This is a genomic window from Pseudarthrobacter sp. MDT1-22, from assembly GCF_054511035.1.
In genome coordinates, this window is sequence record NZ_JBTNDK010000024.1 from 1 (window position 1) to 25,855 (window position 25,855).

Here is a 25,855-nt window from a genome sequence, read left to right on the forward strand (position 1 = left end):
CAAGACTTGATTCACTTCTAACAAGGGCTGCGCCTATTCACCTGAACGCAACGCCGGGATACGGGTTGACATCACCGTGCAGACCTTAACCGAACGGCATTGCGTCTAGGCCTGTTCGGTTTCGTCGTCGCTGCCTGCGTCGAGGCGGCGCTTCGCGAGGATACCGATGGCCACCAGCAGCCCGACGGCCACTGCGGCAAAGAGCACCAGGCTCCAGGGGAACGGTTCGGACGCGTCCTCGGCCGGGGCCGGAGCTGCCACGGTTCCCGGCTGCGCGGTTCCCATCGTGGGAACAGCGGCCGACGGCGATGCTCCAGCCGACGATGTTCCCGAGGGCGCGGCTCCCGCCGCCGCGGCGGTCGCCGTGAAGCCGAATGTCCCCTCAATCGGGTGGGAATCCGAGCTGACCACCCGCCAGGCCACCGTGTACGCCCCCGCCGGAGCGCCGGCCTTGAGCTTTTGGGTGGCAGTGCTGTCCACGATCTCAACAGCGCCGTCCGCCCACTCAGCCCCGGCGGAATCCTTGACGGAGAACTGTGCGCCGATGCCCAGCGGGTTCTTGTTGAAGGTGACGGAGACGTGTTCCGGCGTTGTGGCCACCGTGGCGCCCTGTGCGGGGCTGCTTGACTCGGCCGCATCGTGTGCCGTCGCCGGGGCGGAAAACCCCAGCAGCGCGGCGGCAAGAACGAAGGTCCCGAGCACAACGCTCAGCAACTGGCGGCGGATGGATCGCATGGGTGTACTGCTCCCTAGGGTTGGCGTCCTTCAAGCCTAGGCGAACTTCCCTTGGCAGCGGCAGCACACGCTTCCCGGGTACGTTTCCCGGGCACTCTTCCCGGGCACCGGCATTCAGCCGGCGACGTAAGCCGCGAGGTGCTTGCCGGTGAGCGTGGGCTTGGCGGCCACAAGCTCTGCAGGCGTGCCCTCGAAAACGACCTTGCCGCCGTCGTGCCCTGCGCCGGGACCGAGGTCGATGATCCAGTCGGCGTGCGCCATGACCGCCTGGTGGTGCTCGATGACGATGACCGATTTGCCGGACTCAACAAGCCGGTCAAGGAGGCCCAGCAGGTTCTCGACATCGGCGAGGTGGAGGCCGGTGGTCGGTTCGTCGAGGACGTAGACGTCGCCCTTCTCGGCCATCTGCGTGGCCAGCTTGACGCGCTGCCGCTCGCCGCCGGACAGGGTGGTGAGCGGCTGGCCGAGCGTCAGGTAACCGAGCCCGACGTCGACGAGCCGGTCCAGGATCTTGTGGGCGGCGGGCGTGCGGGCCTCCCCCTCGCTGAAAAACACTTCAGCCTCTGTCATGGACATGGCCAGCACTTCGGAGATGTTGCGGCCGCCCAGCGTGTATTCCAGCACCGACGCCTGGAACCGCCGGCCCTCGCAGTCCTCGCACGTGGACTCGACGGTGGCCATCACGCCGAGCTCGGTGAAGATGACGCCCGCGCCGTTGCAGGTGGGGCAGGCACCTTCGGAGTTGGAGCTGAACAGTGCCGGCTTCACGCCGTTGGCCTTCGCGAACGCCTTGCGGATCGGCTCGAGCAGGCCCGTGTACGTGGCGGGGTTGCTGCGGCGGGAGCCCTTGATGGCGCCCTGGTCGATCACCACAACGCCGTCACGTCCTGCCACGGAACCGTGGATCAGCGAGCTTTTGCCGGAACCGGCCACACCCGTCACCACGCAGAGCACGCCGAGCGGAACATCCAAGTCCACGTTCTGCAGGTTGTGCGTGGAGGCGCCACGCACCTCAAGGACGCCGGACGGTTTGCGGACTGATTCCCTGACCTTGGCCCGGTCATCGAGATGGCGGCCGGTGATGGTGTCGCTCCCCCGCAGCCCCTCCACGCTGCCCTCGAAGCAAACGTTGCCACCCGCGGTGCCGGCGCCGGGACCGAGATCGACCACGTGGTCGGCGATGGCGATGGTCTCGGGCTTGTGCTCGACGACGAGCACGGTGTTGCCCTTGTCCCGCAGCTGAAGCAGCAACTGGTTCATCCGCTCGATGTCGTGCGGGTGCAGGCCGATGGTGGGTTCGTCGAAGACGTAGGTGACGTCCGTGAGGGACGACCCCAGGTGCCGGATCATCTTGGTGCGCTGGGCCTCTCCTCCGGAGAGGGTGCCGGCCGGGCGGTCGAGGGAGAGGTAACCCAGCCCGATCTCGGCGAACGAGTCAAGGAGGTGCCGCAGGCCTTTGAGGAGCGGCGCAACCGACGGCTCGTCGAATTCGCGGACCCACTCGGCCAGGTCGCTGATCTGCATCTCGCAGAGGTCGGCGATGTTCTTGCCCTGGATCCTTGAGGACCTGGCCTCGGGGCTGAGCCGCGTGCCCTCGCACTCGGGGCAGGCCTGGAAAGTGATGGCGCTCTCCACGAAGCGCCGCACGTGCGGCTGCATCGCCTCGACGTCCTTGGACAGCATGGACTTCTGGATCTTCGGGATGATGCCCTCGAACGTGAGGTTGATGCCCTCAACCTTGATCTTGGTGGGCTCGGAGTACAGCATCGTCTCAAGCTGCTTCTTCGTGAACGTGGCAATCGGTTTGTCCATCGGGAGTCCCATGCCCTCGAACAGCCGGCCGTACCAGCCGTCCATGCTGTAGCCGGGGACGGTCAGTGCACCGTCGCCGAGCGACTTGCTGTCGTCGTACAAGGCCGTGAGGTCGAAGTCGGAGACCGAGCCCATGCCCTCGCAGCGCGCACACATGCCGCCCAGATAGACTACGTTCTGCACCACGGCCTTCTCCACCCGGCCTCCGGCCTTCTCGGTGCTCATCACACCGCTGGCCTTCCGCGTCGGGACGTTGAAGGAGAATGCCGTGGGCGGCCCGACGTACGGCGTGCCCAGCCGACTGAAGAGAATCCGGAGCATGGCGTTGGCGTCCGTGGCAGTGCCCACCGTGGAGCGGGGGTTCGCGCCCATCCGCTCCTGGTCAACGATGATCGCCGTGGTCAGCCCGTCGAGGTGGTCCACGTCGGGCCGCGCCAAGTTAGGCATGAACCCCTGCACAAAGGCGCTGTAGGTCTCGTTGATCATGCGCTGGGACTCCGCGGCGATCGTCGCGAACACCAGTGAGCTCTTGCCCGATCCGGACACCCCGGTGAACACCGTCAGGCGCCGCTTGGGGATCTCGATGCTGATGTCCTTGAGATTGTTCTCCCGGGCGCCCTGCACACTGATCAGATCGTGGCTGTCGGCAATGTGGTCCGCGGGGAGCTGCTGGACTGTCGATGTGTCAGTAGTCATGGCGTCTCCAACATTGCTCGGCATTGTGAGGTTCCTGACAGACATTCTAGGCACGCACACTAGGCGCGGTCCCCGCCCTCTAGGATCGAGTAACCCCAACAACACATCCCGGAGGACTAATGCTTAAGCAGGGCTCTGCCTTGGACCGGTACTTCAAGATATCCGAGCGGGGGTCCAACCTCTCCCGCGAGATCCGCGGCGGCTTTGCCACGTTCTTCGCCATGAGCTACATCGTGGTGCTTAACCCCCTGATCCTCTCCGGCCCGGATTCCAGCGGCAACACACTTGGTTTTGCCGCCGTGGCTGCTGTGACGGCGTTTGTGGCGGGCATCCTCACCATCCTGATGGGCGCCTGGGGCAGGCACCCCTTCGCGCTGGCCGCGGGGCTGGGCGTGAACGCCTTTGTGGCCGTCACCGTGGCCACTAACCCGGGCCTGACGTGGCCGGACATGATGGGCCTGGTGGTCCTGTCCGGCGTGACCATGATGATCCTGGTCCTCACCGGCTTCCGGACCGCCGTCTTCAAGGCCGTCCCGGACGGGCTCAAGACCGCCATTGTGGTGGGCATCGGACTGTTCATCGCCCTGATCGGGCTGGTGAACGCCGGCTTTGTCCGCCGCATCCCCGACGCTGCCGGTACCACTGTTCCGGTGGGCCTAGGCTTCGACGGCAAGCTGCTGGGCTGGCCCACGGCCGTCTTTGTGTTCGGCCTGATCCTCACCATCGCCCTGGTGGTCCGCAAGGTCAAGGGCGCCATCCTGATCGGCATCATCGCCTCCACCATCATTTCCGTGATCCTGGAAATGACCCTCCACATCGGCCCCAGCTTTGACGGCACTACCGCCAACCCGCAGGGCTGGTCCCTCGTGGCACCGTCCTTTACGGGGTGGAGCGCCCCGGACCTGTCGCTGATCGGCAAGGCCAACCCGTTCGGCGCTTTTGAACACCTGGGCTTCGTGGCCGCCACCCTGCTGGCATTCGTGATCCTGCTCAGCATCTTCTTCGATGCCATGGGCACCATGGTGGGCCTGGCCAACGAGGCCGGCACGGTGGACAAGGACGGCAACATCCCGGACGTGGACCGTGTGCTCCAGGTGGACGCGCTCGGCGCGATCGTGGGTGGCGGCGCCTCCGTCTCCTCGAACCAGATCTATGTTGAGGCCGGCGCCGGGATCGGCGAGGGTGCTCGGACGGGCGTGGCGTCCATCGTCACCGGCCTGCTGTTCCTGGTGGCTATGTTCTTCACCCCGCTGATCAACCTCGTTCCGTTCGAGGCGGTGGCCCCGGCCCTGGTGGTGGTGGGCTTCATGATGGTCTCCCAGGTGGGCAAGATCGACTGGCAGGACTGGGGAATCGCCATCCCGGCTTTCCTGACCATGACCCTGATGCCGTTCACGTACTCCATCGCCAACGGTCTCGGCGCAGGCTTCATCGCCTATGTCCTGATCCGGTCGTTCCAGGGCCGCATCAAGGACGTCCACCCGCTGATGTGGGCGGTGGCCGGCGCGTTCCTGCTGTTCTTCGCCGTCGGTCCCATCGAGGCCGCACTGGGCATGCCCTAGCCCTTCAGCACATACCGCCGCTCGGGCCTGCCCACGCCGTACTTAAGCCGGACCTCCAGCACGCCTTCGTCGTGGAGGTACTCCAGATACCGGCGCGCACTGACCCTGGACGTGCCCAACTGGACCGCCACTTCGGCGGCGGAGAGGTCGCCGTCGGCCTCCTTCAGGGCAGCTTCCACGAGCTTCAGCGTTTCGATGCTGCAGCCCTTCGGCAGCGGCCGATCGGTCCGGTCCAGCCCGAACACCCGGTTCACGTCCGACTGCTCCGCCACATCCTTGGCCGAGTCGAGGCCCTGGTAGGCGCTGCGGTAGTGCTCCAGCCGTTCCTGCAGGTCAGTCTGCGAGAAGGGCTTGATGAGGTAGTGCACAATCCCGCCGCGGAGGGCCTTGCGCACCGTGTCCACTTCACGGGCGGCGCTGATCACCAGGACATCCAGTTCCGGGGCCACTTCGCGCAGTTTGTGCATCAGGTCCAGGCCGTTGATGTCCGGCAGGTGGATATCGAGCAGCACCAGGTCCGGTTGCAGCCGCCCCGTTTCGATGACCGCCTGGGCGCCGGTATGGGCCACCCCGACGACGGCGAACCCGGGAGTGCGCTGAATGAACCCTGCGTGGACCTTGGCCACCATAAAGTCGTCATCGACGATCAGGACTTTGATCATTGCTGCATTCTCCGTGTTCGTTCCAGCCGGGCGGTGAAGACCGCCCCGTTGTTGTTGGTTACCGTGAGGTCGCCGCCGCTGCGCCGGCAGACCACCCGGGACAGCGCCAGGCCGAAGCCCCTGCTGCCGCCGGGGCCCGGGTCCTTGGTGGTGAAACCCTGCTGGAAGATCTCCCCCGGATCCCCGGCGACGCCGGGGCCGGAATCGCGGACGGTGACCGTCACGCCGTCGGCTGTGTCCTCCACGAGCACCCTGACCTCTGCCTCCGGAAGCCCGGTGACGGCGTCGAACGCGTTGTCCACCAGGTTCCCGACGACCGTGGTCAGGTCGCGGGACAGCTCATCATCAACGCGCTTCAGCCCGGATTCCGGGTCTAGCTGCAAGCTAACCCCGCGTTCGGTGGCGAGGCTCGACTTGGCGATCAGGAGCGCGGCGAGCGCCGGGTCCTGGATGCGGCTGGTGACCTCGTCGTTGAGCCGGGTCCTGTCCAGCGTGGCACCGTTGACGAACTGGACCACGGAATCGTATTCCCCGATCTGGATGAGGCCGGAAATCACGTGCAGCTGGTTGGCGAATTCGTGGGCCTGCGCGCGCAACGTGTCAGTGGCCGTCCGGGTGGCGCCCAGTTCACGTTCCAAGGAAGACATCTCAGTTCGGTCGCGCAAGGTGGTGACCGCGCCAATATCCCGGCCCCGGGACTGGATCGGCACACGGTTAAGCACCACAAGCCGCTCCCCCACCAGCACCAGCCGGTCCGGGTCCACCTGCTCCTGGGTGAGAACGTCCTTCAGCGCCGGGTCCACCGCGAGCGCCGCCAGGTCCTTGCCCACACAGTCAGCGGGCAGCCCGAGCAGTTCGCGGGCGCTGTCATTAGCCACAGTTACGCGTTGGTACGGATCGAGGGCAACCACGCCTTCCTTTAACCCACGAAGCATGGCCTCCCGGTTTTCCACCAGCCCGGTGATTTCGCTGGGCTCCATGCCGAGCGTCTGCCGCTTGACCCGGCGGGCCAGCAGCAGCGAGCCGGCTACTCCCAGCACGCTGGCGATACCCAGGTAGGTCAGCAGGTTGGGGGCAGCGTCGCCGAGCCTCTCCAAAACGGACGGATAGTGCCGGCTGATGGAGGCGATCCCGATCATCGTGCCGCTGTCATCAAGGACCGGAACGTGCGCTGAGAGCGACTGCGAACCGGATCCGCCCACCGCGCCGGTCCACGAGCGGCCTTCCATGACCCGGCTGTCACCCAGTTCCAACGGTTGGCCCAACAGACTTGGATCTGAGGAGGCCACCACCGTGCGGTCAATCTTGGCAATAGCCACGTGCGAGGACCCAGAGACCGTCCGCACTGACTCGGCCACCGTGGGGAGGGCTGACCCGGCCCTGGGTTCGGCGGCCGGAAGGAGCGCCCGCACTGTAGGGTTGGCGCCCAGCGCTTCGGCGGCGGAGAGTGCCCGGCGGCCCTCAATCCGTTCAAAGGTCGCGGCCGACTGCGTCAGCGAGATCGCAGCCACGGCCACCAGCACGGCGAGGACGATCAGCAACTGCAGCACCAGGTACTGCCCAGCGAGGGACATTCCTCTACGTCGAGACACTGTGGTTCTTTCCTCTGGGCGGCGGGGGGACCCGCGGGGTCCCGGAACTATACCCCCACCGTACGCGGATCAACGGGGCCGGTGGGCTGCCGGAAACGTGAACGCAATGAACTTAACGTTCTCTGCGTACACAAGAGTGATGCCCATCACTTACCGGCCTAGCATCGGAACTACAAGTCAGCCCTGCTGATCAATTTTGATTGAAAGAGGAACACCATGCGCCAAATCCGCGCAATGCGAATCGCCGCCGTCGCCGCCGGCATCGCCCTGATGGCCACCGGCTGCGGTGCCACCGGAACCAGCTCCACCAGCACTGCCACCTCCGGCGCTGCTGCCGGCCCGGTGACGGGACTCCAGATCATGGTACCCAACACCCCGGGCGGCGGCTACGACACAACTGCCCGTGCCGCAGCGAAAGTCCTCGACGACGAGAAGGTCGCCACCAATACCGAGGTCTTTAACCTTGCCGGAGCCGGCGGAACCGTGGGCCTGGCCCGCATTGTCAACGAAAAGGGCAATGGGGACCTGACCATGCTCATGGGACTCGGGGTGGTGGGCGCCAGCTACACCAACAAGTCCGAGTCCAAACTGACAGCCACAACCCCGCTGGCTAAGCTCATTGAAGAGCCTGGTGCCATCATGGTCAGCAAGGATTCACCCTACAAGACCATCGACGATCTGGTGAAGGCCTGGAAGGCTGACCCGGGCTCTATCGCCGTAGGCGGCGGTTCCTCCCCCGGCGGCCCGGACCACCTGCTGCCCATGCAGCTCGCGGGTGCGGTTGGCATCGACGCCACCAAGGTCAACTTCGTGTCCTACGACGGCGGCGGGGACCTCCTCCCAGCCATCCTGGGCAACAAGGTGGGCTTCGCAGCTTCGGGCGCCGGCGAGTACCTCCAGCAGATCCAGTCCGGCGAGGTCCGCGTCCTGGCGACTAGCGGTGCCGAACGGCTCAAAGCCGTCGACGCTCCCACCCTAAAGGAATCTGGCATCGACCTGGTATTCACTAACTGGCGCGGCATCGTGGCCCCTCCGGGAATCTCCGAGGATGACAAAGCCAAGCTGATTGCCGCCCTCGAAAAGATGCACGGCACCGCTGCCTGGAAGGAAACCCTTGTGAAGCACAGCTGGACGGACGCCTTCATCACCGGGGACGAATTCAAAACCTTCCTGACCGAGCAGGACAAGCGGGTGGCGGACGTCCTCACGAAGCTTGGCCTGGCGTGAGTTCGTCACAAACTTTGACTTCCAGGCTCAAAGGCCGCTCCGAGCTGGGGGTTGCCCTCCTGCTCGGAGTGGCGGGCGTCCTCGTCCTGGTGGATGCATTAGCCCTGGTAACTCCGTATTCTCAATCGGATCCCGTGGGACCAAAGACGCTGCCGTACATAGTGGCCGGCCTGCTCTTCGTCTGCGCGATCATGCTGGCAGTCAACGTGCTGCGCGGCGGACAGGGCGAAGCCGAAGGCGGTGAGGATGTGGATCTCTCACACCCCGCGGACTGGAAGACCGTCCTGCCGCTGGTGGGAGCCTTTGTCGCCAACATCCTGTTGATCGACTGGGCAGGCTGGGTCATCTCCGGGACCGTGCTGTTCTGGGGCAGTGCGTGGGCCTTGGGCAGCCGGCACTACGCACGTGACGGCATCATCGCGGTACTCCTGTCCGTGCTCACCTTTTACGGTTTCTACTTGGGCCTCGGCATACCGCTGCCCGCCGGCCTCCTGGAAGGGATTCTCTGATGGATGTCTTCTCCTCCCTCATGGACGGCTTTGCCACAGCACTGACCCCCATGAATTTCCTTTACGCTGTCATCGGTGTGCTCCTGGGCACTGCCGTCGGAGTGCTCCCAGGCCTGGGCCCGGCTATGACCGTTGCTTTGCTGCTCCCGGTTACGTATGTCCTGGAACCCACCAGCGCCTTCATTATGTTCGCTGGCATCTACTACGGCGGCATGTACGGTGGATCCACTACCTCCATCCTGCTCAACACCCCGGGTGAATCGTCGTCTGTGGTGACGGCCATTGAAGGCAACAAGATGGCCAAAGCCGGCAGGGCCGCCCAAGCCCTGGCGACGGCGGCTATCGGCTCGTTTGTGGCGGGCACTATAGGCACCGCTTTGCTGGCTGTCTGCGCACCGATTGTGGTGGAGTTCGCCGTCAGCCTTGGAGCCCCAAGCTACTTTGCCATCATGGTCCTGGCGCTCCTGGCAGTAACCGCCGTCCTTGGCTCATCCCGCCTGCGGGGCTTTGCCTCTCTGGGCCTCGGCCTGGCGATCGGTCTGATTGGCATGGATTCAGTCACCGGCCAGCGCCGTCTCACCTTCGGCCAGCCCTTGCTGGCTGACGGCCTGGACATCGTGGTGGTGGCAGTGGCCATCTTCGCCGTGGGCGAGGCACTGTGGGTTGCCGCACACTTGCGGCGCAACCCGCTGCAAATCATCCCCGTAGGACGTCCGTGGATGGGCAAGGAGGACTGGAAGCGCTCCTGGAAGCCCTGGCTCCGTGGAACGGCGTACGGTTTCCCGTTTGGTGCACTTCCGGCCGGCGGGGCCGAGATCCCCACGTTCCTGTCCTATGTCACCGAGAAACGCCTCAGCAAGCACCCCGAGGAGTTCGGCAAGGGCGCCATCGAGGGGGTTGCCGGGCCGGAAGCAGCCAACAATGCGGCCGCCGCCGGCACCATGACCCCCCTGCTGGCCCTGGGCCTGCCCACCAACGCGACCGCAGCCGTGATGCTGGCAGCCTTTGCTTCATACGGCATCCAGCCGGGACCCCTGCTGTTCGCCAACGAAGGACCGCTGGTCTGGGCGCTGATCGCGAGCCTCTTCATTGGCAACTTCCTGCTCCTGGTCATCAACCTGCCCCTGGCTCCCATGTGGGCAAAAATCCTACAGTTACCGCGGCCATATCTGTATGCGGGGATCCTGTTCTTCGCCACGCTGGGCGCCTATTCGGTGAACCTGCAGGTGTTCGATCTGGTGCTCCTGCTGGCCCTCGGTGCGCTCGGATTCATGATGCGCCGCTTCGGACTCCCTGTACTGCCGCTCATCCTCGGCGTGATCCTGGGGCCGCGGATCGAAGGGCAGCTTCGCAGGACGCTGCAGCTCAGCGCGGGCGACCCCGCCGGACTCTTTGGTGAACCGATTGCCATCGGCGTTTATGTCATCATTGCGATCATCCTCATATGGCCGCTGCTGTTCAAGCTGTGGCGCCGCAACCGTCCGGCCACCAGCCTCCTGTCCCCAAACGCCACTCGCGGATCCGAACCGACAGACGTGGCCCGCGGCTCCGTCAGCCATGGCAGCCACCGGGCCGACGGAAATTCCGACGGCGACGGGGGCGACGGCGACGGCTAGTAAGTCCACGCCTTCCCCTCCACCGCCGGCGGCAGAAAACCACAAAGTACAGACCAGACCGCAGACCACAAGGAGCAACCATGACGATCGTGGTGGGATACGTCCCCACACCAGAGGGCGAAGCGGCGCTGACTCAGGCCATCGCCGAAGCCCGGAAGAACAACACCACCCTGTTGGTGATCAACTCCTCCAAGGGCGATGCCCTGGTGGACAACCGGTACGCCCAGGAGCCCGAAGTGCAGAGCATCGAGGCGCGCCTGGCCACCCACGGGATCGACCACGTGATCAAGCAGCCGGTCCGTGGCCATGACGCGGCAGCGGAGGTCCTCGATGCCGCGGAGGAGCACAACGCCGACCTCATCGTGATCGGGATTCGCCGCCGCACCCCGGTGGGCAAACTGATCATGGGCAGCACCTCGCAGCGGATCCTGCTCGAGGCTGATTGTCCAGTTCTGGCCGTCAAAGCGGGCATGGCGGGCTGAGCGGGCGTTACCTTCGATCCGAAGCTTGTTCGTGAGACCACACCTTAACGGTGCGGTTCAGCGAACAAGCTTCGGATTTTCGGCGTCTGGGCGTTCGAGATAGCAGTCATCTGACATCTAGGTTCATCACCGGTATACTTGAAGCTATGACTATAGCTACATTGGAACGCCCCCTGGCCGCCGTTACGGCCGACGAGGCCTCAGATGCCCGGTCCATCGACCTGCAGTTTTCCACTGCCGACGAGATGCATGAAGGCCTGGACAACGCCGTTGCCACGCTGATCGAGCCGGCAAAAGACGCGGCCTGCGGCATCCTTGTGACGCGCCTGCGCCCGGGACGCTTCACCGTGGCCCTGGACGAGTCGGTCCCCTTTGGTGAAACGTACGAAAGCATTGCAGCCTGAGCTGATTCGGCCCTGGATCCGGGCTTCGATCGATGCTTCGATCCCGCCCGCGATCCACGCAAAGAGTCCCCGACTTCCGTTACCGGAAGTCGGGGACTCTTTGCTATTTGGTCTTGTGTTCCTAACTCCTGCGGACCTCTACACCGTCGGATTTAAGGAAAAGTTCTTTTTCTGACGGAGTGGCCGGCACGAGCCACAGCACGTTCCCGCTCTGCGATACTTCTTCCACTTCGCCCGCCGCAATGACGTGCGCGTGTTTGATGATTTCCACCCGGTCCCCGGCTTTGAGCGTTCCCCACTCCGAGATGGTGGCCGAGTGGACATTGCGCCTCGACAGGACAGCCCCACGTGCTTTCATTTGAACTACTACCCCTTTGTATACGTCCTGCGCCACAGCCTCTTTGATGTGACTTTTACTACACCTTCAGTTCTACTACACTTCCCGGCGTCGAATTGTTCGTGTTGCACCATATTTCGACATTGGACGAATTTCTCGGCAGGACCGAAGGATATTCCCGCTCAGGCAAGAATTCCGACGGCGGATTCGGCGGCTGCCCGGACCCTTCCTGAGGCAACCAGACGGTCAGCTGCCTCCAGCTCCGGTGACAGGAACCGGTCGGTTCCCGGGCCTTCGACGACGGACCGCAGCACCCCGATCACTGCAGCGCCTGCCGGGCCGGGGAGGAGCTCGTCGTCGGACAGCTGCGTCCGCATGTCGATGGCGCGGGCACTCGTCACCAGTTCGATGGCCAGGACGCGGCGAAGGTTCTCCACGGCCTTGCGGAGCTTTCGGGCCGCGTGCCAGCCCATGGACACGTGGTCCTCCTGCATGGCGGAGCTGGGAATGGAATCCACCGACGCCGGGACGGCCAGGCGCTTGTTCTCCGAGACCAGCCCGGCCTGCGTGTACTGGGCGATCATCAGGCCCGAGTCGACACCCGGATCCGCGGCCAGGAACGCCGGCAGCCCGTGCGAACGCGCCGGGTCCAGCATCCGGTCCGTCCGGCGCTCAGCGATGGAGCTGAGGTCCGCAACGGCAATGGCCAGGAAATCGAGCACGTAAGCCACGGGTGCGCCGTGGAAGTTGCCGTTGGAGCTGACACGCCCGTCCGGCAAGACCACCGGGTTGTCAATGGCCGCAGCGAGCTCGCGGGATGCCACCAGGGCGGCGTAGTCCACCGTGTCCCGCGCGGCCCCGGCCACCTGGGGCGCGCAGCGCAGCGAGTAGGCGTCCTGGACTTTGGAGTCACCCACCCGGTGCGAGGCCACGATCGGGGAGTTCGACAGCACGCGCAGCATGTTGTCAGCGCTGGCAGCCTGGCCGGGATGCGGACGCAGCGCCGCATGCAGTTCCGGCACAAAGACCTGGTCCGTACCCAGCAGCGCCTCGACGCTGAGTGCGGCGGTGATATCCGCCGTCGTCAACAGTTGGCGAAGGTCCGCGATGGCCATCAGGAGCATGCCCAGCATTCCCTCGGTGCCGTTGACCAGCGCCAGGCCTTCCTTCTCGGCGAGGGTGACCGGTTCGATGCCGTGCCCGGCCAGCAGTTCGGCGACTGCAGCCTCACCCCGCCCGCCGTACGTTACGCCGTCGGGCCCTTCCGCTTCACCCTCGCCCATCAGCACCAGGGCGCAGTGGGACAGCGGGGCGAGGTCGCCGGAGCAGCCAAGCGAGCCGAATTCGCGGACCACCGGGGTGATGCCGGCGTTGAGCACGTCCACCATGGTCTGCAGGACGACGGGGCGGACGCCGGTGCGGCCGGAGGCCAGTGTCTTGGCGCGCAGGAACATGATGCCGCGGACCACCTCGCGTTCCACGGCCGGGCCCATGCCGGCGGCGTGGCTGCGGATCAGCGATTTCTGCAGCTGGGTGCGCAGCTCGCCGGGGATGTGCCGGTTGGCCAGCGCGCCGAAGCCGGTGGAAATGCCGTAGGCGGGGGTCTCGCTGTGCGCGAGTTCGTCGATGTGCGCGCGGACCTTCGCCACCGTGTCCAGCGCCTCCTGGGTGATGGTCACCTGGCCGTTGTGACGGGCCACGGCGACAACGTCCTCGGGCGTGACGCCGCTGGAGCCGAGGGTGACGGTGAGCGGTGAGTGGGTGGTGACGGTCACTTTGTGATTCCTTCTTGCATCGGGATGCGGACGCCGCGCTCTTTGGCGACGTCGAGTGCGCGGTCGTAGCCGGCGTCGGCGTGGCGGATGACGCCCATGCCGGGGTCGTTGGTGAGGAGGCGTTCGAGTTTCTGCGCGGCGAGGTCGGTGCCGTCGGCGACGGAGACCTGGCCGGCGTGGATGGAGCGGCCGATGCCGACGCCGCCGCCGTGGTGGATCGATACCCAGGTGGCGCCGGAGGCGGTGTTGAGCAGGGCGTTGAGCAGCGGCCAGTCCGCGATCGCGTCGGAGCCGTCGGCCATGGCCTCGGTCTCCCGGTACGGGGAGGCGACGGAGCCGGAGTCCAGGTGGTCGCGGCCGATCACGATGGGCGCTTTGACCTTGCCGTCCTTGACGAGCTGGTTGAACAGCAGGCCGGCCTTGGCGCGGTCGCCGTAGCCCAGCCAGCAGATCCGGGCCGGCAGGCCTTCGAACTCGACCCGTTCCTGGGCCGCGTCGATCCAGCGGTGCAGGTGCTTGTTCTCGGGGAAGAGTTCCTTGATGGCCGCATCGGTGACCGCGATGTCCTCGGGGTCACCGGAGAGCGCGACCCAGCGGAACGGGCCCAGACCCTCGCAGAAGAGCGGGCGGATGTAGGCCGGGACGAAGCCGGGGAATTCGAAGGCACGGGTGTAGCCGCCCGTGCGGGCCTCGTCGCGGATGGAGTTGCCGTAGTCGAAGACCTCGGCACCGGCGTCCTGGAACTCCACCATGGCCTGGACGTGCCGGGCCATCGAGGCCTGGGCCTTCTTGGTGAAGCCTTCGGGGTCGGCGGCGGCCTCGGTGTGCCATTCCTGGACGGTGATGCCTTCGGGCAGGTAGGACAGCGGGTCGTGGGCGGAGGTCTGGTCCGTGACGATATCGACCGTGAGTTCGCCCGCACGGTGGCGGCGCAGGATCTCGGGGAAGACCTCGGCGGCGTTCCCGACATAGCCCACGGACCAGCCGCGGCGCTCCTCCTTGGCCGCCAGGACCTTGGCGATGGCGGTGTCGAGGTCGGTTTCGACCTCGTCGAGGTAGCGTTTGCCGGCGCGGCGGCGGAGGTGGCTTTCGTCGACGTCGACGATCAGGCAGGCGCCCTCGTTCAGGGTGACGGCGAGCGGCTGCGCGCCGCCCATGCCGCCGCAGCCGCCGGTGAGGGTCAGGGTCCCGGCGAGGGTGCCGTCCTCGTCTCCGGTGAGCTTGCGGGCGATCGCGGCGAAGGTCTCGAAGGTGCCCTGCAGGATGCCCTGGGTGCCGATGTAGATCCAGGACCCGGCGGTCATCTGGCCGTACATCATCAGGCCCTCGGCCTCGAGCCGGCGGAATTCGGGCCAGGTGGCCCAGTCGCCCACGAGGTTGGAGTTCGCCAGGAGTACCCGCGGCGCCCATTCGTTGGTCCGGAACACACCGACCGGCTTGCCGGACTGGACCAGCAGCGTCTCGTCGTTCTCCATGGTTTCGAGGGTGCGGGTGATCGCATCGAACGCCGCCCAGGACCGGACGGCACGGCCGGTCCCGCCGTAAACCACCAGATCATCCGGGCGCTCCGCGACCTCAGGGTCCAGGTTGTTCATCAGCATCCGCAGCGGGGCTTCGGTCTGCCAGCTCTTGGCGGTGAGCTCGGTGCCGCGGGCAGCTTTGACCGGGCGGGCACCGGTAGTGAAATCGGCGGGTGCCATGAGGGGCTCCTTTGTGTTCTGGGCGAGTACGAGGTTCGCGGTGTTGGGAAGAGGTTCTGTATCAACTAAAGCCGTTCCGGGCCTGGCCGGACAGGGCTTTCGGAGGGGTGGTGTCCGGGATTCCAGACCGCTGCGGGGTTTCTGTCGGACCGTCGGCGAGGCAGAGCCAGCCGACGGGGGGCAGCACTACTTGGCAGGGCGGCCGTGGATGCGGACGGAGAGTTCGTCCGCTACTTTCTGGACCCGCGCGGCGAGCGCCGGCCATTGGTCCGCCGGCAATTTGTCCTCGAGGAACGTGACGGCGACTGCCGCCGTCGGCCATCCCACGTGGTCCGCGACAGCGGCGGCGATCGAGCCGAAGCCGGGCGTCACCTCGCCATGTTCGGTGGCGTAGCCGCGCTGCCTCACTTGGTCCAGGTGCGAGGACAGCGCGGAGTACTTCATGATGGCGCCCTCCACCTCATGCCGGGCGGTGAAGGCCTCGGCATTCGGGTAAAGCGCCCGGACCTGCGACTTGGGCAGTGCGGCGAGAATGGCGCGGCCGCTGGCGGTGAGGTGGCTGGGAAGCCGGACGCCGACGTCGGTCACCAGGGACGGGCGGTTCTTGGCCCGTTCCTCCACGATGTACAGCACGTCGCGGCCGTGGAGCACCGCCAGGTGCGCGCTCTCACCGATGACGTCCACCAGCGACGCCAGCAGCGGCCGGCCCAGGCGGGACAGCGGTTCCTGCCGCGAATACGCCGAACTCAGCTCAAAGGCACTGATGCCCAGCCCGTAGCGCTGCTCCTCGTGCAGATGGAGGACAAAGCCGTTCGCCTCCATCACGCCCAGGAGGTGATAGACGCTGGAGCGCGGCAATCCCAAGGACGTGGCAATGCTCGACGCCGCCACCGGCCCCCGCTTGGAGGCCAGCAGCTTGAGGATACGCAGGGTGTTCTCGGCGGCGGGGACTTTGGACGTCGCCCTTGGTTCACTGCCCGCCTCTGGCCTGGCTTCCGTGCTCGACACCACTGCACTCGACTCCACTGTGCCCTCCGTCATTTCTCGCGGGGCTTCCGGCCATGTCCGGGATCCCGTACTTAACCTTGCGCCCACGACCGGTCCCCTCATGGCCATCAAAACACGGCCGGTGTCCGGGATGCCAGACATAGCCAGTCGTGCGCCCCCTTCCCGCCTACTGGGCCTGGGTTGTCCTCCCGGCCCCGCTCGGGTCCGCTCGGGTCCGATCGGGTCCGGCGGCGTCCGGCGGGGTCGGATCGGGTCCGGCGGCGCTGGTCGTAGGCTGAAGCGTATGGCCTCAACCACCGATGTCCTCGCCGCGTACGATTCCCAGCTCCGCCGGCTGGTTCCCCCAGCCGTTCCGGCAGGCCACGAATATCAGCTGCTGGGACCCCTGCTACGCGTGACCGGACAGCGGCGGGGCTTCATCGAATCGGCTCGTGACCTCGGTGTGGAGGGAGGGATGCTCGACAGGATCGTCGAACAGCGTGAGTACTTTGCCGGCCGGGGGGGGAGGCCGTCGAATGGAAGACCCGGGCGCATGACTTCCCAGCTGATCTTGAGTCCCGCCTCCGCGCAGCAGGCTTCGTGCCGGAAGACCGCGAGACCGTCCTGGTGGGTGAGACGGCCGCGATGGCCGGTGAACCTGTGGTCCCGGAGGGTATCCAGGTGAGGCTTGCCCGCGAACTCCCTGACCTGGAGCGCATCGCGGCGATGAAGTCTGAAGTGTGGGCCGCCGATTACAGCTGGGTGGCCGCGGACCTGTCTGAGCGGCTGGCCTCGGACCCGGAAAACCTGGTGGTCTTCCTGGCCGAGGCCTCGGGGGAAGTGGTTTCGGCGGCCTGGCTCGAGATCAATCCGGGGACGGACTTCGCTGGCTTATGGGGCGGCTCAATGTTGCCTGCATGGCGCGGGCGGGGATCCACAAGGCTCTGGTTTTCGCACGCGCCCAGGTGGCGGCCGCCCGGGGAGTGAAGTACCTGCAGGTGGACGCGTCCGCTGACAGTGAGCCGATCCTGAGAAGGTCGGGGTTCAGAGCAATCACCACCACCACGCCGTTTGTGTGGGCTCCTCCTGCGAGGGGCGATAGCACTGGAGCAGCTGGATAGAGCCCGCCCCCGCGAGGACGAAATGTGATGCTGCACCACCAACTGCGCTCCCGTGACTCAAACCAGCGCCCAATCTGGGAACGTAGCTTCTTTCAGTGATGGTCCTGCAGCTGGCCATTGGGCAGGGATGAGTGGTCGGGCAGGTCCCGAGAAACCGCGCCAACGTGTTGAAGTCTGAGCTCTTCGAGAAGCTCCGGCGGCCAGGTCGATGGTTCCCAGTCGGGGTGTTCGCTTTGGTAGTGCCGTCCGGACGGTGATATCCAGCCGGGTGGTTCATTCTTGGTGGCGGTGGTGGGTTTCCAACCGGTGATGTGGCGGAGTCTGTGGTGTTTGTGGCAGGGTTGGCCGAGATTTGGGATGCCGGTGGTGCCGCCGTGGCCCAGGCGAGGAGGTGGTCCGCTTCGTTGTCGAGGGACTGGTTGCTGCAGCCTGGGAACGGGCATTTCCCGTCCCGTAGTCGTAGCCATTGGCGTTGGGCTTTGGTGAGCCGGTAGCTGGTCCGGCCGATCTCGAGCGGTGCGCCATCGCGGGGATCGATCAGGACGCGGTGGAAGGATTCGGCACCGTCGGCGATCAGGTGGCGGGCCATGGATGGCGGGATCGGCCCGTATCCGTCGAGCATGGCCGATTCATCGGTGAGGCCCAGCAGCGCCATGACCGGGACCGTGATCAACACCTGCGCCCGCGGGGATGGAACACCGCCGCTCACGGCGATGCCCCCGGTCTCTTCGTGGCTCGTTTCGCCGGTCGCGCCGCCGCTCTTTTCCCTACCCTCATCACCGGCTCCGCTGCCTGCACTGTTGTTGGTCAGAAGCCAGGTGGCGGCGATGTCTGCTCGGAGCTGGCTGAGGTTCCGGTCCTCATGAGGCCCCTGCAACGCCCTGGCCACTGTGGTGGTGCGGTTCCAGATCCCCGCGGCGGTGTCCGCAGGGAGGTAGGCAGAGAGCCAGGCCATGCCGTCGCGGTCCGGGGCATATTCCAGGCCTCGGTCGGCTGCGCTCTTGATATGGCGTTTTTCGATGCTGACCGGGTGGTGGCGTTCCCGCCAGGTGCGGGCCTTGTGCCGGAACCTTCCGGGGATGAGCTCACCGGCCGGGCCACGTGCCGGATTCACCACGTGAGGGTCCAGGAAATGTGCCTCCAACGCCGCCGCGCCCGGCCTGTCGAGGTTGGTGGTTTCGTCGACCATGATCCGGGCGTGCTGCCACGAGATCGTCCCTGCCTGCAGCGCGGAGAACGTCAAAGGCAGGGCCGTGGTCAGGGCGTGGGCTTCGGCGAGGAGGGCACCGGCGGCGCGTTCGCTGACCGTCAGGGCACACGCGACCTCCGCGACCACGGCCATCTCCTGCCCGGTATGGTCCTCGGGCGACGTTGCAGGGCCCGCCAAAGCCTCGGCGGCGGCGGTGTAACCGGCAGCCAGCCAGGCCTTCAGTGCGGCACTTTTCGCGTCCAGCCGTGAGATCTCGGCCAGCCCGTCCAGGAATTCATCTGCCCGCCGACGCATAGGATCAGCGTCCCCGGAACAGTTGGAATCAGTCCCGTCCCGGAGCGCCACAGCCAGCTCAGCGAAGGACACCGCAAGGGACTCCGCCGTCGCCACAGCTGCTCCGCTATCCATACCCAAATCATCCCGCGCGGGTCTGACAATAACGGCCAGCCTGAACGGCTATGTGCATAACCCTGCTGACGTCATTGTCGAAGTGTCGGCGGAGCTGGGCGGGGCTTAAGTGTCCCTTCGCGCGGGGGGCTCAAGTGCCCCTCGCACGGGGGCCTCAACTGTCCCCTCGCGCCTGGTAATTGGGGACGGTGAGGAGCGTCAGATGCTGACAACAACCTTGCCGCGGACGCGCCCTTCGTGCATGTATTCGACGGCGGCCGGCGCCTCAACGAGCGCGTAGACCTTGTCCACGGCAGGCTTCACACTGCCGGCTTCAATGAGCATGGTCAGCGCCTCGAGATCGCGATAGTTTTCCGTCGAAACAAGCCCCTTGAATTTCTGCCCGGAGAACAGTGACACCAGCGGCGCACCCATCGAACGCTCAAACCCGCCGGTCAGGTTCCCACCGCCCTCGCCGCCGACGATCACCAGCGTGCCCCGCGGGGTCAGCACGCGCCGCAGGACTGCGAGCGGCCGGTTGCCGGCGGTATCCAGGATGACGTCGTAACGCATTCCGGTGCGGGAAAAATCGTCCCGGGTGTAGTCGATGACGTGATCAGCGCCGAGGGACCGGACCAGCTCCACTTTTCCGGTGCTGCAGACTCCTGTGACCTCTGCCCCGAACGCTTTCGCCACCTGCACCGCAAAGGACCCTACTCCCCCACCAGCACCGATGATCAGCACCTTCCGGCCAGTCGTCACCTGTCCGGCATCGCGGACAGCCTGCAACGCGGTTACACCCGAAATGGGTGCCACCGCAGCTTCCTCGAACGTTAGGTTCGCGGGCTTCGTGGCCACACAATCCTCCCTGGCGCAGACAAATTCCGCGAAGGACCCCTCACACGTACCGAACACTTCGTCGCCAAGCTGGAAGCGTGTGACGCCAGCCCCCACGGCCTCCACGACGCCGGCAACCTCACGGCCGCGGACCGGAATCTTGGGCTTCTTCAGCCCGAAGCCGAAGAGGCGGAGCAGGTACGGCCGCCCGGTCATAAGGTGCCACACACCCTGGTCGACGCCGGCCGCGCGGACCCTGATCAGTACTTCCCCATCACCCGGCAGAGGCAGCGGGATATCCCTTAGTTGGAGCACGTCGGCATTCCCGTAAACGTCCTGCACGATAGCTTTCATGATGCGTCTCCTTGATGATTCGGGTACTGGAACACGTCCTCGAGCGGCACGCTGAGCACATGGGCGATCTGGAACGCCATCTCCAGGGACGGCGAGTACCGGCCCTGTTCTATGGCGATGACGGTCTGGCGGGTGACGCCCACACGTTCGGCGAGTTCGGCCTGCGTCATCTCGCCCCGTTCGAACCGCAGGCGGCGGATTGAATTGGTCACCCGCGTTGGCTTCACCACGGCTGGAACCCCCGGCGGTAGGCGACGATCTTGGCTACGGAGCCCAGGATCGCGGACAACACAAACGTCAGGTAGATGACGTTTGCGATCCAGAAGTGGCCCACCGCGGCCATCGCCAGGAGCAGTGCCGCGACGCCGCCGATGACCACAAACGACTGCCCGATGTACTCGCCGAAACGGTAGATCTCCCTGTCGCGCTGGTCCTTCTTCCCGGCCTCCTTCGGCGAAAAAATGCCCAAGAGTATGTGCAGGGCGATGGACGCAGCAATGGATGCCCCGATGGTCCACAGCAGTGGAGCCACGTACGGAACCTCGGCAACGGGCATTGTGCCGGCCATGCCCAGGACGATGGCCAGATACACGCCATAAGAGCCCGTGGCCACCACCCCCATGATCCAGGCGCTCTTCTCTTCGAAGGACATTTCCGCTCCCGCCATTCCCATCGGATGTAAAACAAAGCTGACATCTCAAAAGTAAAGAAAACCAGACATTATGTCAATAGTTTTGGACTAGACGCCATAGGAAGTTCAAATGCCGGCCCCAAGTCTGAGATGGAAGACACGAACCGCCCGTGAGTCTCATCACGTAAGGCGCCAAAGTGATCTGCTGGTTGGCGATCCCCCTCCCAATGACGAGAAGGTATTTGTATGCAGCACGCCGCCACCAGGCAAGACACAGCCGCCCAAGACGCAAGCCCGGCCGAAAAGCCCAGTCCGGGATCCGGCGTCGCGCAGGTCCTGAACCGGGGACTGAACGTCCGGCACATCCGCTTCATGGCCCTCGGTTCGGCGATCGGAACCGGCCTGTTCTACGGCTCGGCCTCCGCCATCCAGAAGGCGGGCCCGGCCGTCCTGCTCGCCTACATCATCGGCGGCGCGGCGGTGTTTATGGTCATGCGGGCCCTCGGCGAGATGGCCGTCCGCCACCCTGTCTCAGGCTCGTTCGGCCAGTACGCCAGCCGCTACCTCGGGCCGCTGGCAGGGTTTGTGACCGGCTGGACGTATGTCTTTGAGATGGCGATTGTGGCCATCGCGGACGTCACCGCATTCAGCATTTACATGGGCTTCTGGTTTCCGCAGGTGGACCGCTGGATCTGGATCCTGGCCATCATCTGCTTCCTGGCCGCACTGAACCTGCTCAGCGTAAAGGTCTTTGGCGAGCTCGAGTTCTGGTTCTCGCTGATCAAGGTGGTGGCCATCATCGCCATGATCGTCGGCGGCGCCGCCATCATCGCGTTCGGCTTCCAGGCGGGCGGCTCCAGCGTGGCGCCGGGGCTCGGCAACCTCGTGGAGCACGGCGGGATGTTCCCCAACGGATTCGAGGGGCTCCTGGCCTCGTTCGCCGTCGTGATGTTCGCCTTCGGCGGGATCGAGACTCTGGGCATCACCGCCGGCGAGGCCGCGGATCCCAAGAAGGTCATCCCCAAGGCCGTGAACACGGTGCCGGTCCGCGTCCTTTTGTTCTACGTCCTGACCCTCGGCGTGCTGATGAGCCTCTTCCCGTGGAACGAGATCGGCAGCAACGGCAGCCCGTTCGTCCAGATCTTCAGCGGCCTGGGCATCCCGGCCGCACCGCACATCCTCAACGCCGTGGTGATCACCGCCGCGCTCTCCGCCATCAACAGCGACATCTTCGGCGCCGGCCGCATCCTGTTCGGGCTGTCCGGCCAAGGCCACGCGCCGGCAGTTTTCGGCAAGGTCTCGCGTCATGGCGTGCCGTGGATGACGGTAGTGATGATGGCCGGCATACTCCTGGTGGGCGTGGTTCTGAACGCCGTCATTCCCGAGGACGTCTTTATCCTGATCGCCTCGATCGCCACGTTTGCCACCGTCTGGGTGTGGGTCATGATCCTGGCTTCCCATGTGGCGATGAAGCGGGAGATCGCCCGGAAGAGCCTGCCGGCGTCGGAATTCCCGTCCCCGTGGTGGCCGGCGGCCTCCATCCTGACCATCGCGTTTATGGCGCTGGTCATCGCCGTCCTGGGCGCCTTCGAGGACACCCGCGTGGCACTGTACGTGGGAGCAGCATGGCTTGGGCTGCTGGTCCTCGCCTACCGGCTGTGGGTCAGAGGGAACGGACGACGCCGGGCCGAACTCGTGGACGAAACCTCACCGATGCCGGTGGTTACCTCAGCCCGCCGGAGCTAAGATCAGGCATGGTTCCGCTCTCAAACCTGCTGGCGTTTGCGCTGGCGTCCGTGGTGCTGATCGCCGTCCCCGGACCCAGCGTGCTGTTTGTGATCGGCCGTTCCCTGGCGGTCGGCCGGAAGGGCGGTGTCCTGACGGTACTGGGCAACGCGACCGGGCAACTGGTGCAGGTGGCTGCCGTCGCGCTCGGCCTGGGCATTATTGTGGCGCAGTCCGTGGTCCTCTTCAGCGTGGTGAAGCTGGCCGGCGCCGCCTACCTGGTCTATCTGGGCATCAAGGCCATCCGGAACCGTCGGCACAACTCCTTCAGCGATCGTCAGCCAGCGGCCTCCTCGCCACGGCGGCTGGTGGCGGAAGGCCTCGTGGTGGGTGTCACCAACCCGAAATCAGTGGTGTTCTCGTAGCAGTGCTGCCGCAGTTTGTTGACTATCCTTCCGGGGCCATTCCGTTCCAGCTGGCGCTGCTGGGGGCGGTGTTCCTGCTGATCGCCGTAGTTTCAGATAGCCTCTGGGCCGTCGCCGCAGGTTCAGCCCGCCAATGGTTTGCCCGTTCGCCCAGCCGGGTTTCAACGGTGGAGGCAACAGGCGGGGCTTTGATGATCGGTCTCGGTGGGACGTTGGCCCTAACAGGCAGCAAGTCCTAGGGACCCCCCCACGCTCTCTCACTTTTGGGCGATTTGGCGCAACGCTCTCTCGTATGAGGTGAGAGAGCGTTTGCCCAAAACGTGCATTAAGTGAGAGAGCGTCCGGGAGTTGCGCTCGTGCTCAGACGGCGGCGAGCGCCGAGCGCCGAGCGGACTGCAACCGGCATCGGCGTTGTGGGCCGGCCGATCAGGGTGCGGAGGTCCGAGCCGCTGACCAGGAGGTCGCCACGGGCAATGCCGAGGTCCGAGTCCGCCAGGATGTCGGCGAAGAGCTCCGGCACGCCGAATCCGGCGAGGAGTCCTGCGTAGTCGCTGGCTGGAAGGTCCTGGTACACCACGGGCTTGTTGGCCGCGGCGCTGATTTCCTGGGCCAGTTCGGTGAGCGTGAACGCGTGATCTCCGCCGAGCTCGTAGATCTTGCCGGCCTGGTTTTCGGCAACCAGCACGGCTGCCGCTGCCTCGGCGTAGTCCACCCGGGCCGCGGCACTGACCTTGCCTTCACCGGCGCTGCCGGCTAGCGCGCCCTGGGCAAGGGTGCCCTGCAGCTGGTCGGTGTAGTTCTCGAGGTACCAGCCGTTGCGGAGAATGGCGAATGGAGCCCCTGAGTCCTTCAGGATGGTCTCGGTTGCCTGGTGCTCAGCGGCCAGCTTCATGCCAGTGGTGTCAGCGTTGGCCACACTTGTGTAGGCCAGCAGCTCCACGCCTTCAGACCTGGCTGCCTCAATCACCGTGCGGTGCTGGTCCACGCGCTGGCCAACCTCGCTGCCGGAAATCAGGAGAACCTTGCTGGCGCCCTGCAGGGCCAGCGCCACGGACGTGGCGTCTGTGTAGTCCATTGCCCTGACCTGGACGCCGCGCGCTGCGAAGTCGGCAAGCTTTTCAATGGACCGGCCGGCGGCCACAATCTCTGCCGCCGGAACGTTGCGCTCCAGGAGGGCCTCGACGACGTGGCGGCCAAGCTGTCCGGTTGCTCCGGTGATGACGATGCTCATGGGTTGGTTCCTTTCACCATTTCTTGGGGGGGTCACCTTCCACAACCAGCCGCACCGCCAATTACTTCCTGAAATACAGTACGCACTTTTAGGTAAGGTACTCACCTTTTGGTAAGTTATGGGTATGGAAGCGACTGCATGGCCCACCAACCTGCCGGAAGATCTCCGGGCACACCTGCCGGAAGGATTGGCCGACGGCGTGTTCCCGGCTGGGTGCCCCAGCCGCACCGTCCTGGACCACATCACCAGCAAATGGGGAGTGCTGATCCTCCTGGCGCTCTCCGAAGGTGAGCAGCGCTGGAGCGAACTCCGGCGCCGGGCCGAGGGAATCAGCGAAAAAATGCTGGCGCAGACCCTCAAGACCCTGGAGCGCGACGGCCTGGTCCTGCGGAAGGCGCAGCCGGTCATCCCGCCCCGCGTGGACTACAGCCTGACCGAACGCGGCTATGAGCTGTCCGGCCTGCTCGTCCCGCTCGTCACCTGGGCCTACAACAACGCTGACGACATCCTCAACGGCCAGCGCTGATTCCGGCCAGCGCCGACCCCTGAATCCCCTAAGTAGTACTCGTCCGCGAAGTCGAGTACATGTTACTGGTGTGACTGGTGTGAATAGCGCATAGCGTAAATGTAAGGTGCCAGCCAGGAATTGGAGGACCATCCTCTGCTGGGAGCGTTCCGGCAACCGCGCCGACAGTGAGCGGCGGACGAGCGCCGCGCTGAAGGAGTTTTTCCGATGGTCAACGCTGCCCGCAATCCGTCCCAACACGAACCTCAACATGACCGCCATGACCGCCTCCGCAGAGACGAAGCCGACGCGAGACAACCGCGCCTCATGGCAAGGGCCTGGAACCGCGTCCGCGCGGTGCCAGGCCCAGCAAGCCCCTACAAAGTCGGGGACGCCGTGGTGGGTGACGATCCCTTCAACGGCCGGCACGAGGGTGTGGTGGTCTCACGGAACACCGGCTCTGTCGGCATCGGAGCCGCAGAGGGCGTTGTCTACTACGATCCCCGCCAGGTCAGACGGCAGGAGTAGGCAACCGGCCCCGGCTACCGCGCCGACCAGCCGCCGTCCATTGCGTAGCTGGCCCCGGTGACCATGCCGGCGTGATCGGACGCCAGCCAGGCCACCAGGGAGGCAACTTCCTCCGGTTCCACCAGGCGTTTCACGGCGGACTCGGTGAGCATCACCTTGGCCAGGACCTCGGACGCGGGGATACCGTGCACCTTGGCCTGGTCCGCGATCTGCTTCTCGACCAGCGGGGTCCGGACGTAGCCAGGGTTGATGCAGTTGGACGTGACTCCGTGCCCCCCGCCCTCAAGTGCCGTCACCTTGCTCAGCCCTTCCAGGCCGTGCTTGGCGGAAACGTACGCGCTTTTGAACGGGGAGGCCCGGATTCCGTGCACGGATGACACGTTGATGATGCGGCCGAAGCCGTTGGCATACATGTGCGGCAGCGCGGCCCGGATCAGCAGGAACGGGGCCTCGAGCATCAGCGCGATGATCCGGCGGAAGTCCGCCGGATCGAACGCTTCGATGGGGCTGATGCTCTGGATCCCGGCGTTGTTCACCAGGATGTCGCAGTCCAGGCTCAGGGTGGCGAGCGCGTCAACGTCCAGCAGGTCAACGGCCCAGGCGGTGCCGCCCACTTCGTCGGCGAGGGCGGCAGCGCCGGCGGAGTCGACGTCGGCCACCACCACTTTCGCCCCGCGGGCGGCCAGTTCCCGGACACAGGCAGCCCCGATCCCGCTGGCGCCGCCGGTCACCACGGCCTTGCTGCCGTTCAGTGTGTTTTCCATTGCAGATCTGTTTCCCATCGTGTGCGCTCAATTTCCCTGCG

23 protein-coding genes and 2 pseudogenes are annotated in these 25,855 nt (G+C 65.5%); 11 read left to right on the forward strand and 14 right to left on the reverse strand.

All coding sequences use genetic code 11. The features are described 5' to 3' along the window. Positions 1–105 precede the first annotated feature (105 nt). Both ACX80M_RS16565 and ACX80M_RS16570 read right to left on the reverse strand, forming a co-directional pair. Entirely contained in the window at positions 106–735 is a 630-nt protein-coding gene (locus ACX80M_RS16565) for a copper resistance CopC family protein (RefSeq protein ID WP_459310002.1), read from the reverse strand. Positions 736–849: 114 nt separating this feature from the next. Then, complete coding sequence (locus tag ACX80M_RS16570) at positions 850–3,243, reverse strand: ATP-binding cassette domain-containing protein (protein WP_459310003.1); 2,394 nt, start codon at positions 3,241–3,243, stop codon at positions 850–852. Between the two features lie 119 nt (positions 3,244–3,362). On the opposite strand from ACX80M_RS16570, the gene ACX80M_RS16575 reads away from it, so the two are divergent. Further along, positions 3,363–4,805 (forward strand): NCS2 family permease, encoded by a 1,443-nt coding sequence (locus ACX80M_RS16575; RefSeq protein ID WP_252600540.1) that lies wholly within the window; start codon positions 3,363–3,365, stop codon positions 4,803–4,805. Here the strand turns inward: ACX80M_RS16575 and ACX80M_RS16580 are convergent. After that, a complete protein-coding gene (locus tag ACX80M_RS16580; RefSeq protein WP_058930259.1) occupies positions 4,802–5,467 on the reverse strand; it encodes a response regulator in 666 nt (221 codons plus the stop codon). The genes ACX80M_RS16575 and ACX80M_RS16580 overlap by 4 nt on opposite strands. Next, complete coding sequence (locus tag ACX80M_RS16585) at positions 5,464–7,041, reverse strand: sensor histidine kinase (protein WP_252600541.1); 1,578 nt, start codon at positions 7,039–7,041, stop codon at positions 5,464–5,466. The genes ACX80M_RS16580 and ACX80M_RS16585 overlap by 4 nt, the downstream gene beginning before the upstream one ends. A gap of 234 nt (positions 7,042–7,275) precedes the next feature. Here ACX80M_RS16585 and ACX80M_RS16590 point away from each other — a divergent pair, with 234 nt between their 5' ends. From ACX80M_RS16590 to ACX80M_RS16610, 5 genes are all read left to right on the forward strand, one after another. Further along, the gene (locus ACX80M_RS16590; RefSeq protein WP_252600543.1) at positions 7,276–8,286 is read left to right on the forward strand and encodes a Bug family tripartite tricarboxylate transporter substrate binding protein; all 1,011 of its coding nucleotides are present in this window, start codon (positions 7,276–7,278) and stop codon (positions 8,284–8,286) included. Then, on the forward strand, positions 8,283–8,795 hold the full coding sequence (locus tag ACX80M_RS16595) for a tripartite tricarboxylate transporter TctB family protein (RefSeq protein WP_252600544.1): 513 nt from the start codon (positions 8,283–8,285) through the stop codon (positions 8,793–8,795). The genes ACX80M_RS16590 and ACX80M_RS16595 overlap by 4 nt, the downstream gene beginning before the upstream one ends. Continuing rightward, a complete protein-coding gene (locus ACX80M_RS16600) occupies positions 8,795–10,411 on the forward strand; it encodes a tripartite tricarboxylate transporter permease (RefSeq protein ID WP_459310004.1) in 1,617 nt (538 codons plus the stop codon). Before ACX80M_RS16595 ends, ACX80M_RS16600 begins: the two co-directional genes overlap by 1 nt. Before the next feature lie 80 nt (positions 10,412–10,491). Then, positions 10,492–10,893 carry a universal stress protein gene (locus tag ACX80M_RS16605; protein WP_252600547.1) on the forward strand — a complete coding sequence of 134 codons (402 nt, stop codon included), beginning with the start codon at positions 10,492–10,494 and terminating at the stop codon, positions 10,891–10,893. A 146-nt stretch (positions 10,894–11,039) separates the two neighbouring features. Continuing rightward, positions 11,040–11,297 carry a hypothetical protein gene (locus tag ACX80M_RS16610; protein ID WP_252600549.1) on the forward strand — a complete coding sequence of 86 codons (258 nt, stop codon included), beginning with the start codon at positions 11,040–11,042 and terminating at the stop codon, positions 11,295–11,297. Positions 11,298–11,418: 121 nt separating this feature from the next. Here the strand turns inward: ACX80M_RS16610 and ACX80M_RS16615 are convergent, their stop codons facing one another. From ACX80M_RS16615 to ACX80M_RS16630, 4 genes are all read right to left on the reverse strand, one after another. Next, on the reverse strand, positions 11,419–11,655 hold the full coding sequence (locus ACX80M_RS16615; RefSeq protein WP_056348863.1) for a hypothetical protein: 237 nt from the start codon (positions 11,653–11,655) through the stop codon (positions 11,419–11,421). Positions 11,656–11,816: 161 nt separating this feature from the next. Then, positions 11,817–13,409, reverse strand: coding sequence for a histidine ammonia-lyase (hutH, locus tag ACX80M_RS16620; protein ID WP_459310005.1), 1,593 nt, complete (start codon positions 13,407–13,409; stop codon positions 11,817–11,819). Beyond that, the gene (gene hutU / locus ACX80M_RS16625) at positions 13,406–15,109 is read right to left on the reverse strand and encodes a urocanate hydratase (RefSeq protein ID WP_459310006.1); all 1,704 of its coding nucleotides are present in this window, start codon (positions 15,107–15,109) and stop codon (positions 13,406–13,408) included. The genes hutH and hutU overlap by 4 nt, the downstream gene beginning before the upstream one ends. Positions 15,110–15,295: 186 nt before the next feature. Continuing rightward, positions 15,296–16,117 carry an IclR family transcriptional regulator gene (locus tag ACX80M_RS16630; protein ID WP_459310015.1) on the reverse strand — a complete coding sequence of 274 codons (822 nt, stop codon included), beginning with the start codon at positions 16,115–16,117 and terminating at the stop codon, positions 15,296–15,298. A gap of 579 nt (positions 16,118–16,696) precedes the next feature. Between ACX80M_RS16630 and ACX80M_RS16635 the strand changes: the two genes are divergently transcribed. After that, positions 16,697–17,083, forward strand: coding sequence for a hypothetical protein (locus ACX80M_RS16635; protein ID WP_459310007.1), 387 nt, complete (start codon positions 16,697–16,699; stop codon positions 17,081–17,083). 226 nt (positions 17,084–17,309) lie between these two features. Here the strand turns inward: ACX80M_RS16635 and ACX80M_RS16640 are convergent. The 4 genes and pseudogenes from ACX80M_RS16640 to ACX80M_RS16655 all read right to left on the reverse strand — a co-directional run bounded on the left by ACX80M_RS16640 (position 17,310) and on the right by ACX80M_RS16655 (position 20,657). Then, a pseudogene (locus tag ACX80M_RS16640) lies at positions 17,310–18,835 on the reverse strand (HNH endonuclease signature motif containing protein). A gap of 198 nt (positions 18,836–19,033) precedes the next feature. Beyond that, positions 19,034–20,005, reverse strand: coding sequence for an NAD(P)-dependent alcohol dehydrogenase (locus ACX80M_RS16645; RefSeq protein ID WP_252600560.1), 972 nt, complete (start codon positions 20,003–20,005; stop codon positions 19,034–19,036). Beyond that, complete coding sequence (locus tag ACX80M_RS16650; RefSeq protein WP_058930270.1) at positions 20,002–20,235, reverse strand: helix-turn-helix transcriptional regulator; 234 nt, start codon at positions 20,233–20,235, stop codon at positions 20,002–20,004. Before ACX80M_RS16650 ends, ACX80M_RS16645 begins: the two co-directional genes overlap by 4 nt. Next, positions 20,229–20,657 (reverse strand): hypothetical protein, encoded by a 429-nt coding sequence (locus tag ACX80M_RS16655; RefSeq protein ID WP_252600562.1) that lies wholly within the window; start codon positions 20,655–20,657, stop codon positions 20,229–20,231. The genes ACX80M_RS16650 and ACX80M_RS16655 overlap by 7 nt, the downstream gene beginning before the upstream one ends. 225 nt (positions 20,658–20,882) lie before the next feature. On the opposite strand from ACX80M_RS16655, the gene ACX80M_RS16660 reads away from it, so the two are divergent. Both ACX80M_RS16660 and ACX80M_RS16665 read left to right on the forward strand, forming a co-directional pair. Beyond that, on the forward strand, positions 20,883–22,382 hold the full coding sequence (locus ACX80M_RS16660) for an amino acid permease (RefSeq protein ID WP_459310008.1): 1,500 nt from the start codon (positions 20,883–20,885) through the stop codon (positions 22,380–22,382). A gap of 8 nt (positions 22,383–22,390) precedes the next feature. After that, positions 22,391–23,025: pseudogene (locus tag ACX80M_RS16665) on the forward strand (LysE family translocator). Positions 23,026–23,111: 86 nt separating this feature from the next. Here ACX80M_RS16665 and ACX80M_RS16670 read toward each other — a convergent pair. Next, positions 23,112–24,017 (reverse strand): SDR family oxidoreductase, encoded by a 906-nt coding sequence (locus ACX80M_RS16670; protein WP_252610721.1) that lies wholly within the window; start codon positions 24,015–24,017, stop codon positions 23,112–23,114. A gap of 124 nt (positions 24,018–24,141) precedes the next feature. Here ACX80M_RS16670 and ACX80M_RS16675 point away from each other — a divergent pair, with 124 nt between their 5' ends. Together ACX80M_RS16675 and ACX80M_RS16680 are read left to right on the forward strand one after the other, a co-directional pair. Next, positions 24,142–24,543 (forward strand): winged helix-turn-helix transcriptional regulator, encoded by a 402-nt coding sequence (locus ACX80M_RS16675; protein WP_252600568.1) that lies wholly within the window; start codon positions 24,142–24,144, stop codon positions 24,541–24,543. A 306-nt stretch (positions 24,544–24,849) separates the two neighbouring features. Next, on the forward strand, positions 24,850–25,050 hold the full coding sequence (locus ACX80M_RS16680) for a hypothetical protein (RefSeq protein WP_252600570.1): 201 nt from the start codon (positions 24,850–24,852) through the stop codon (positions 25,048–25,050). A 14-nt stretch (positions 25,051–25,064) separates the two neighbouring features. Here the strand turns inward: ACX80M_RS16680 and ACX80M_RS16685 are convergent, their stop codons facing one another. After that, positions 25,065–25,814, reverse strand: a complete 750-nt coding sequence (locus tag ACX80M_RS16685; RefSeq protein ID WP_252600572.1) for a 3-hydroxybutyrate dehydrogenase — start codon at positions 25,812–25,814, stop codon at positions 25,065–25,067. Positions 25,815–25,855 lie beyond the last annotated feature (41 nt).

Excerpts from the sequence above, each read along its gene's own strand:
- ACX80M_RS16565 (WP_459310002.1), bottom strand. The coding sequence starts at position 735 with ATGCGATCCATCCGCCGCCAGTTGCTGAGCGTTGTGCTCGGGACCTTC.
- ACX80M_RS16570 (WP_459310003.1), bottom strand. The coding sequence starts at position 3,243 with ATGACTACTGACACATCGACAGTCCAGCAGCTCCCCGCGGACCACATT.
- ACX80M_RS16575 (WP_252600540.1), top strand. The coding sequence starts at position 3,363 with ATGCTTAAGCAGGGCTCTGCCTTGGACCGGTACTTCAAGATATCCGAG.
- ACX80M_RS16580 (WP_058930259.1), bottom strand. The coding sequence starts at position 5,467 with ATGATCAAAGTCCTGATCGTCGATGACGACTTTATGGTGGCCAAGGTC.
- ACX80M_RS16585 (WP_252600541.1), bottom strand. The coding sequence starts at position 7,041 with ATGTCCCTCGCTGGGCAGTACCTGGTGCTGCAGTTGCTGATCGTCCTC.
- ACX80M_RS16590 (WP_252600543.1), top strand. The coding sequence starts at position 7,276 with ATGCGCCAAATCCGCGCAATGCGAATCGCCGCCGTCGCCGCCGGCATC.
- ACX80M_RS16600 (WP_459310004.1), top strand. The coding sequence starts at position 8,795 with ATGGATGTCTTCTCCTCCCTCATGGACGGCTTTGCCACAGCACTGACC.
- ACX80M_RS16605 (WP_252600547.1), top strand. The coding sequence starts at position 10,492 with ATGACGATCGTGGTGGGATACGTCCCCACACCAGAGGGCGAAGCGGCG.
- ACX80M_RS16610 (WP_252600549.1), top strand. The coding sequence starts at position 11,040 with ATGACTATAGCTACATTGGAACGCCCCCTGGCCGCCGTTACGGCCGAC.
- ACX80M_RS16615 (WP_056348863.1), bottom strand. The coding sequence starts at position 11,655 with ATGAAAGCACGTGGGGCTGTCCTGTCGAGGCGCAATGTCCACTCGGCC.
- hutU (WP_459310006.1), bottom strand. The coding sequence starts at position 15,109 with ATGGCACCCGCCGATTTCACTACCGGTGCCCGCCCGGTCAAAGCTGCC.
- ACX80M_RS16645 (WP_252600560.1), bottom strand. The coding sequence starts at position 20,005 with ATGAAAGCTATCGTGCAGGACGTTTACGGGAATGCCGACGTGCTCCAA.
- ACX80M_RS16655 (WP_252600562.1), bottom strand. The coding sequence starts at position 20,657 with ATGTCCTTCGAAGAGAAGAGCGCCTGGATCATGGGGGTGGTGGCCACG.
- ACX80M_RS16660 (WP_459310008.1), top strand. The coding sequence starts at position 20,883 with ATGCAGCACGCCGCCACCAGGCAAGACACAGCCGCCCAAGACGCAAGC.
- ACX80M_RS16670 (WP_252610721.1), bottom strand. The coding sequence starts at position 24,017 with ATGAGCATCGTCATCACCGGAGCAACCGGACAGCTTGGCCGCCACGTC.
- ACX80M_RS16675 (WP_252600568.1), top strand. The coding sequence starts at position 24,142 with ATGGAAGCGACTGCATGGCCCACCAACCTGCCGGAAGATCTCCGGGCA.
- ACX80M_RS16680 (WP_252600570.1), top strand. The coding sequence starts at position 24,850 with ATGGCAAGGGCCTGGAACCGCGTCCGCGCGGTGCCAGGCCCAGCAAGC.
- ACX80M_RS16685 (WP_252600572.1), bottom strand. The coding sequence starts at position 25,814 with ATGGAAAACACACTGAACGGCAGCAAGGCCGTGGTGACCGGCGGCGCC.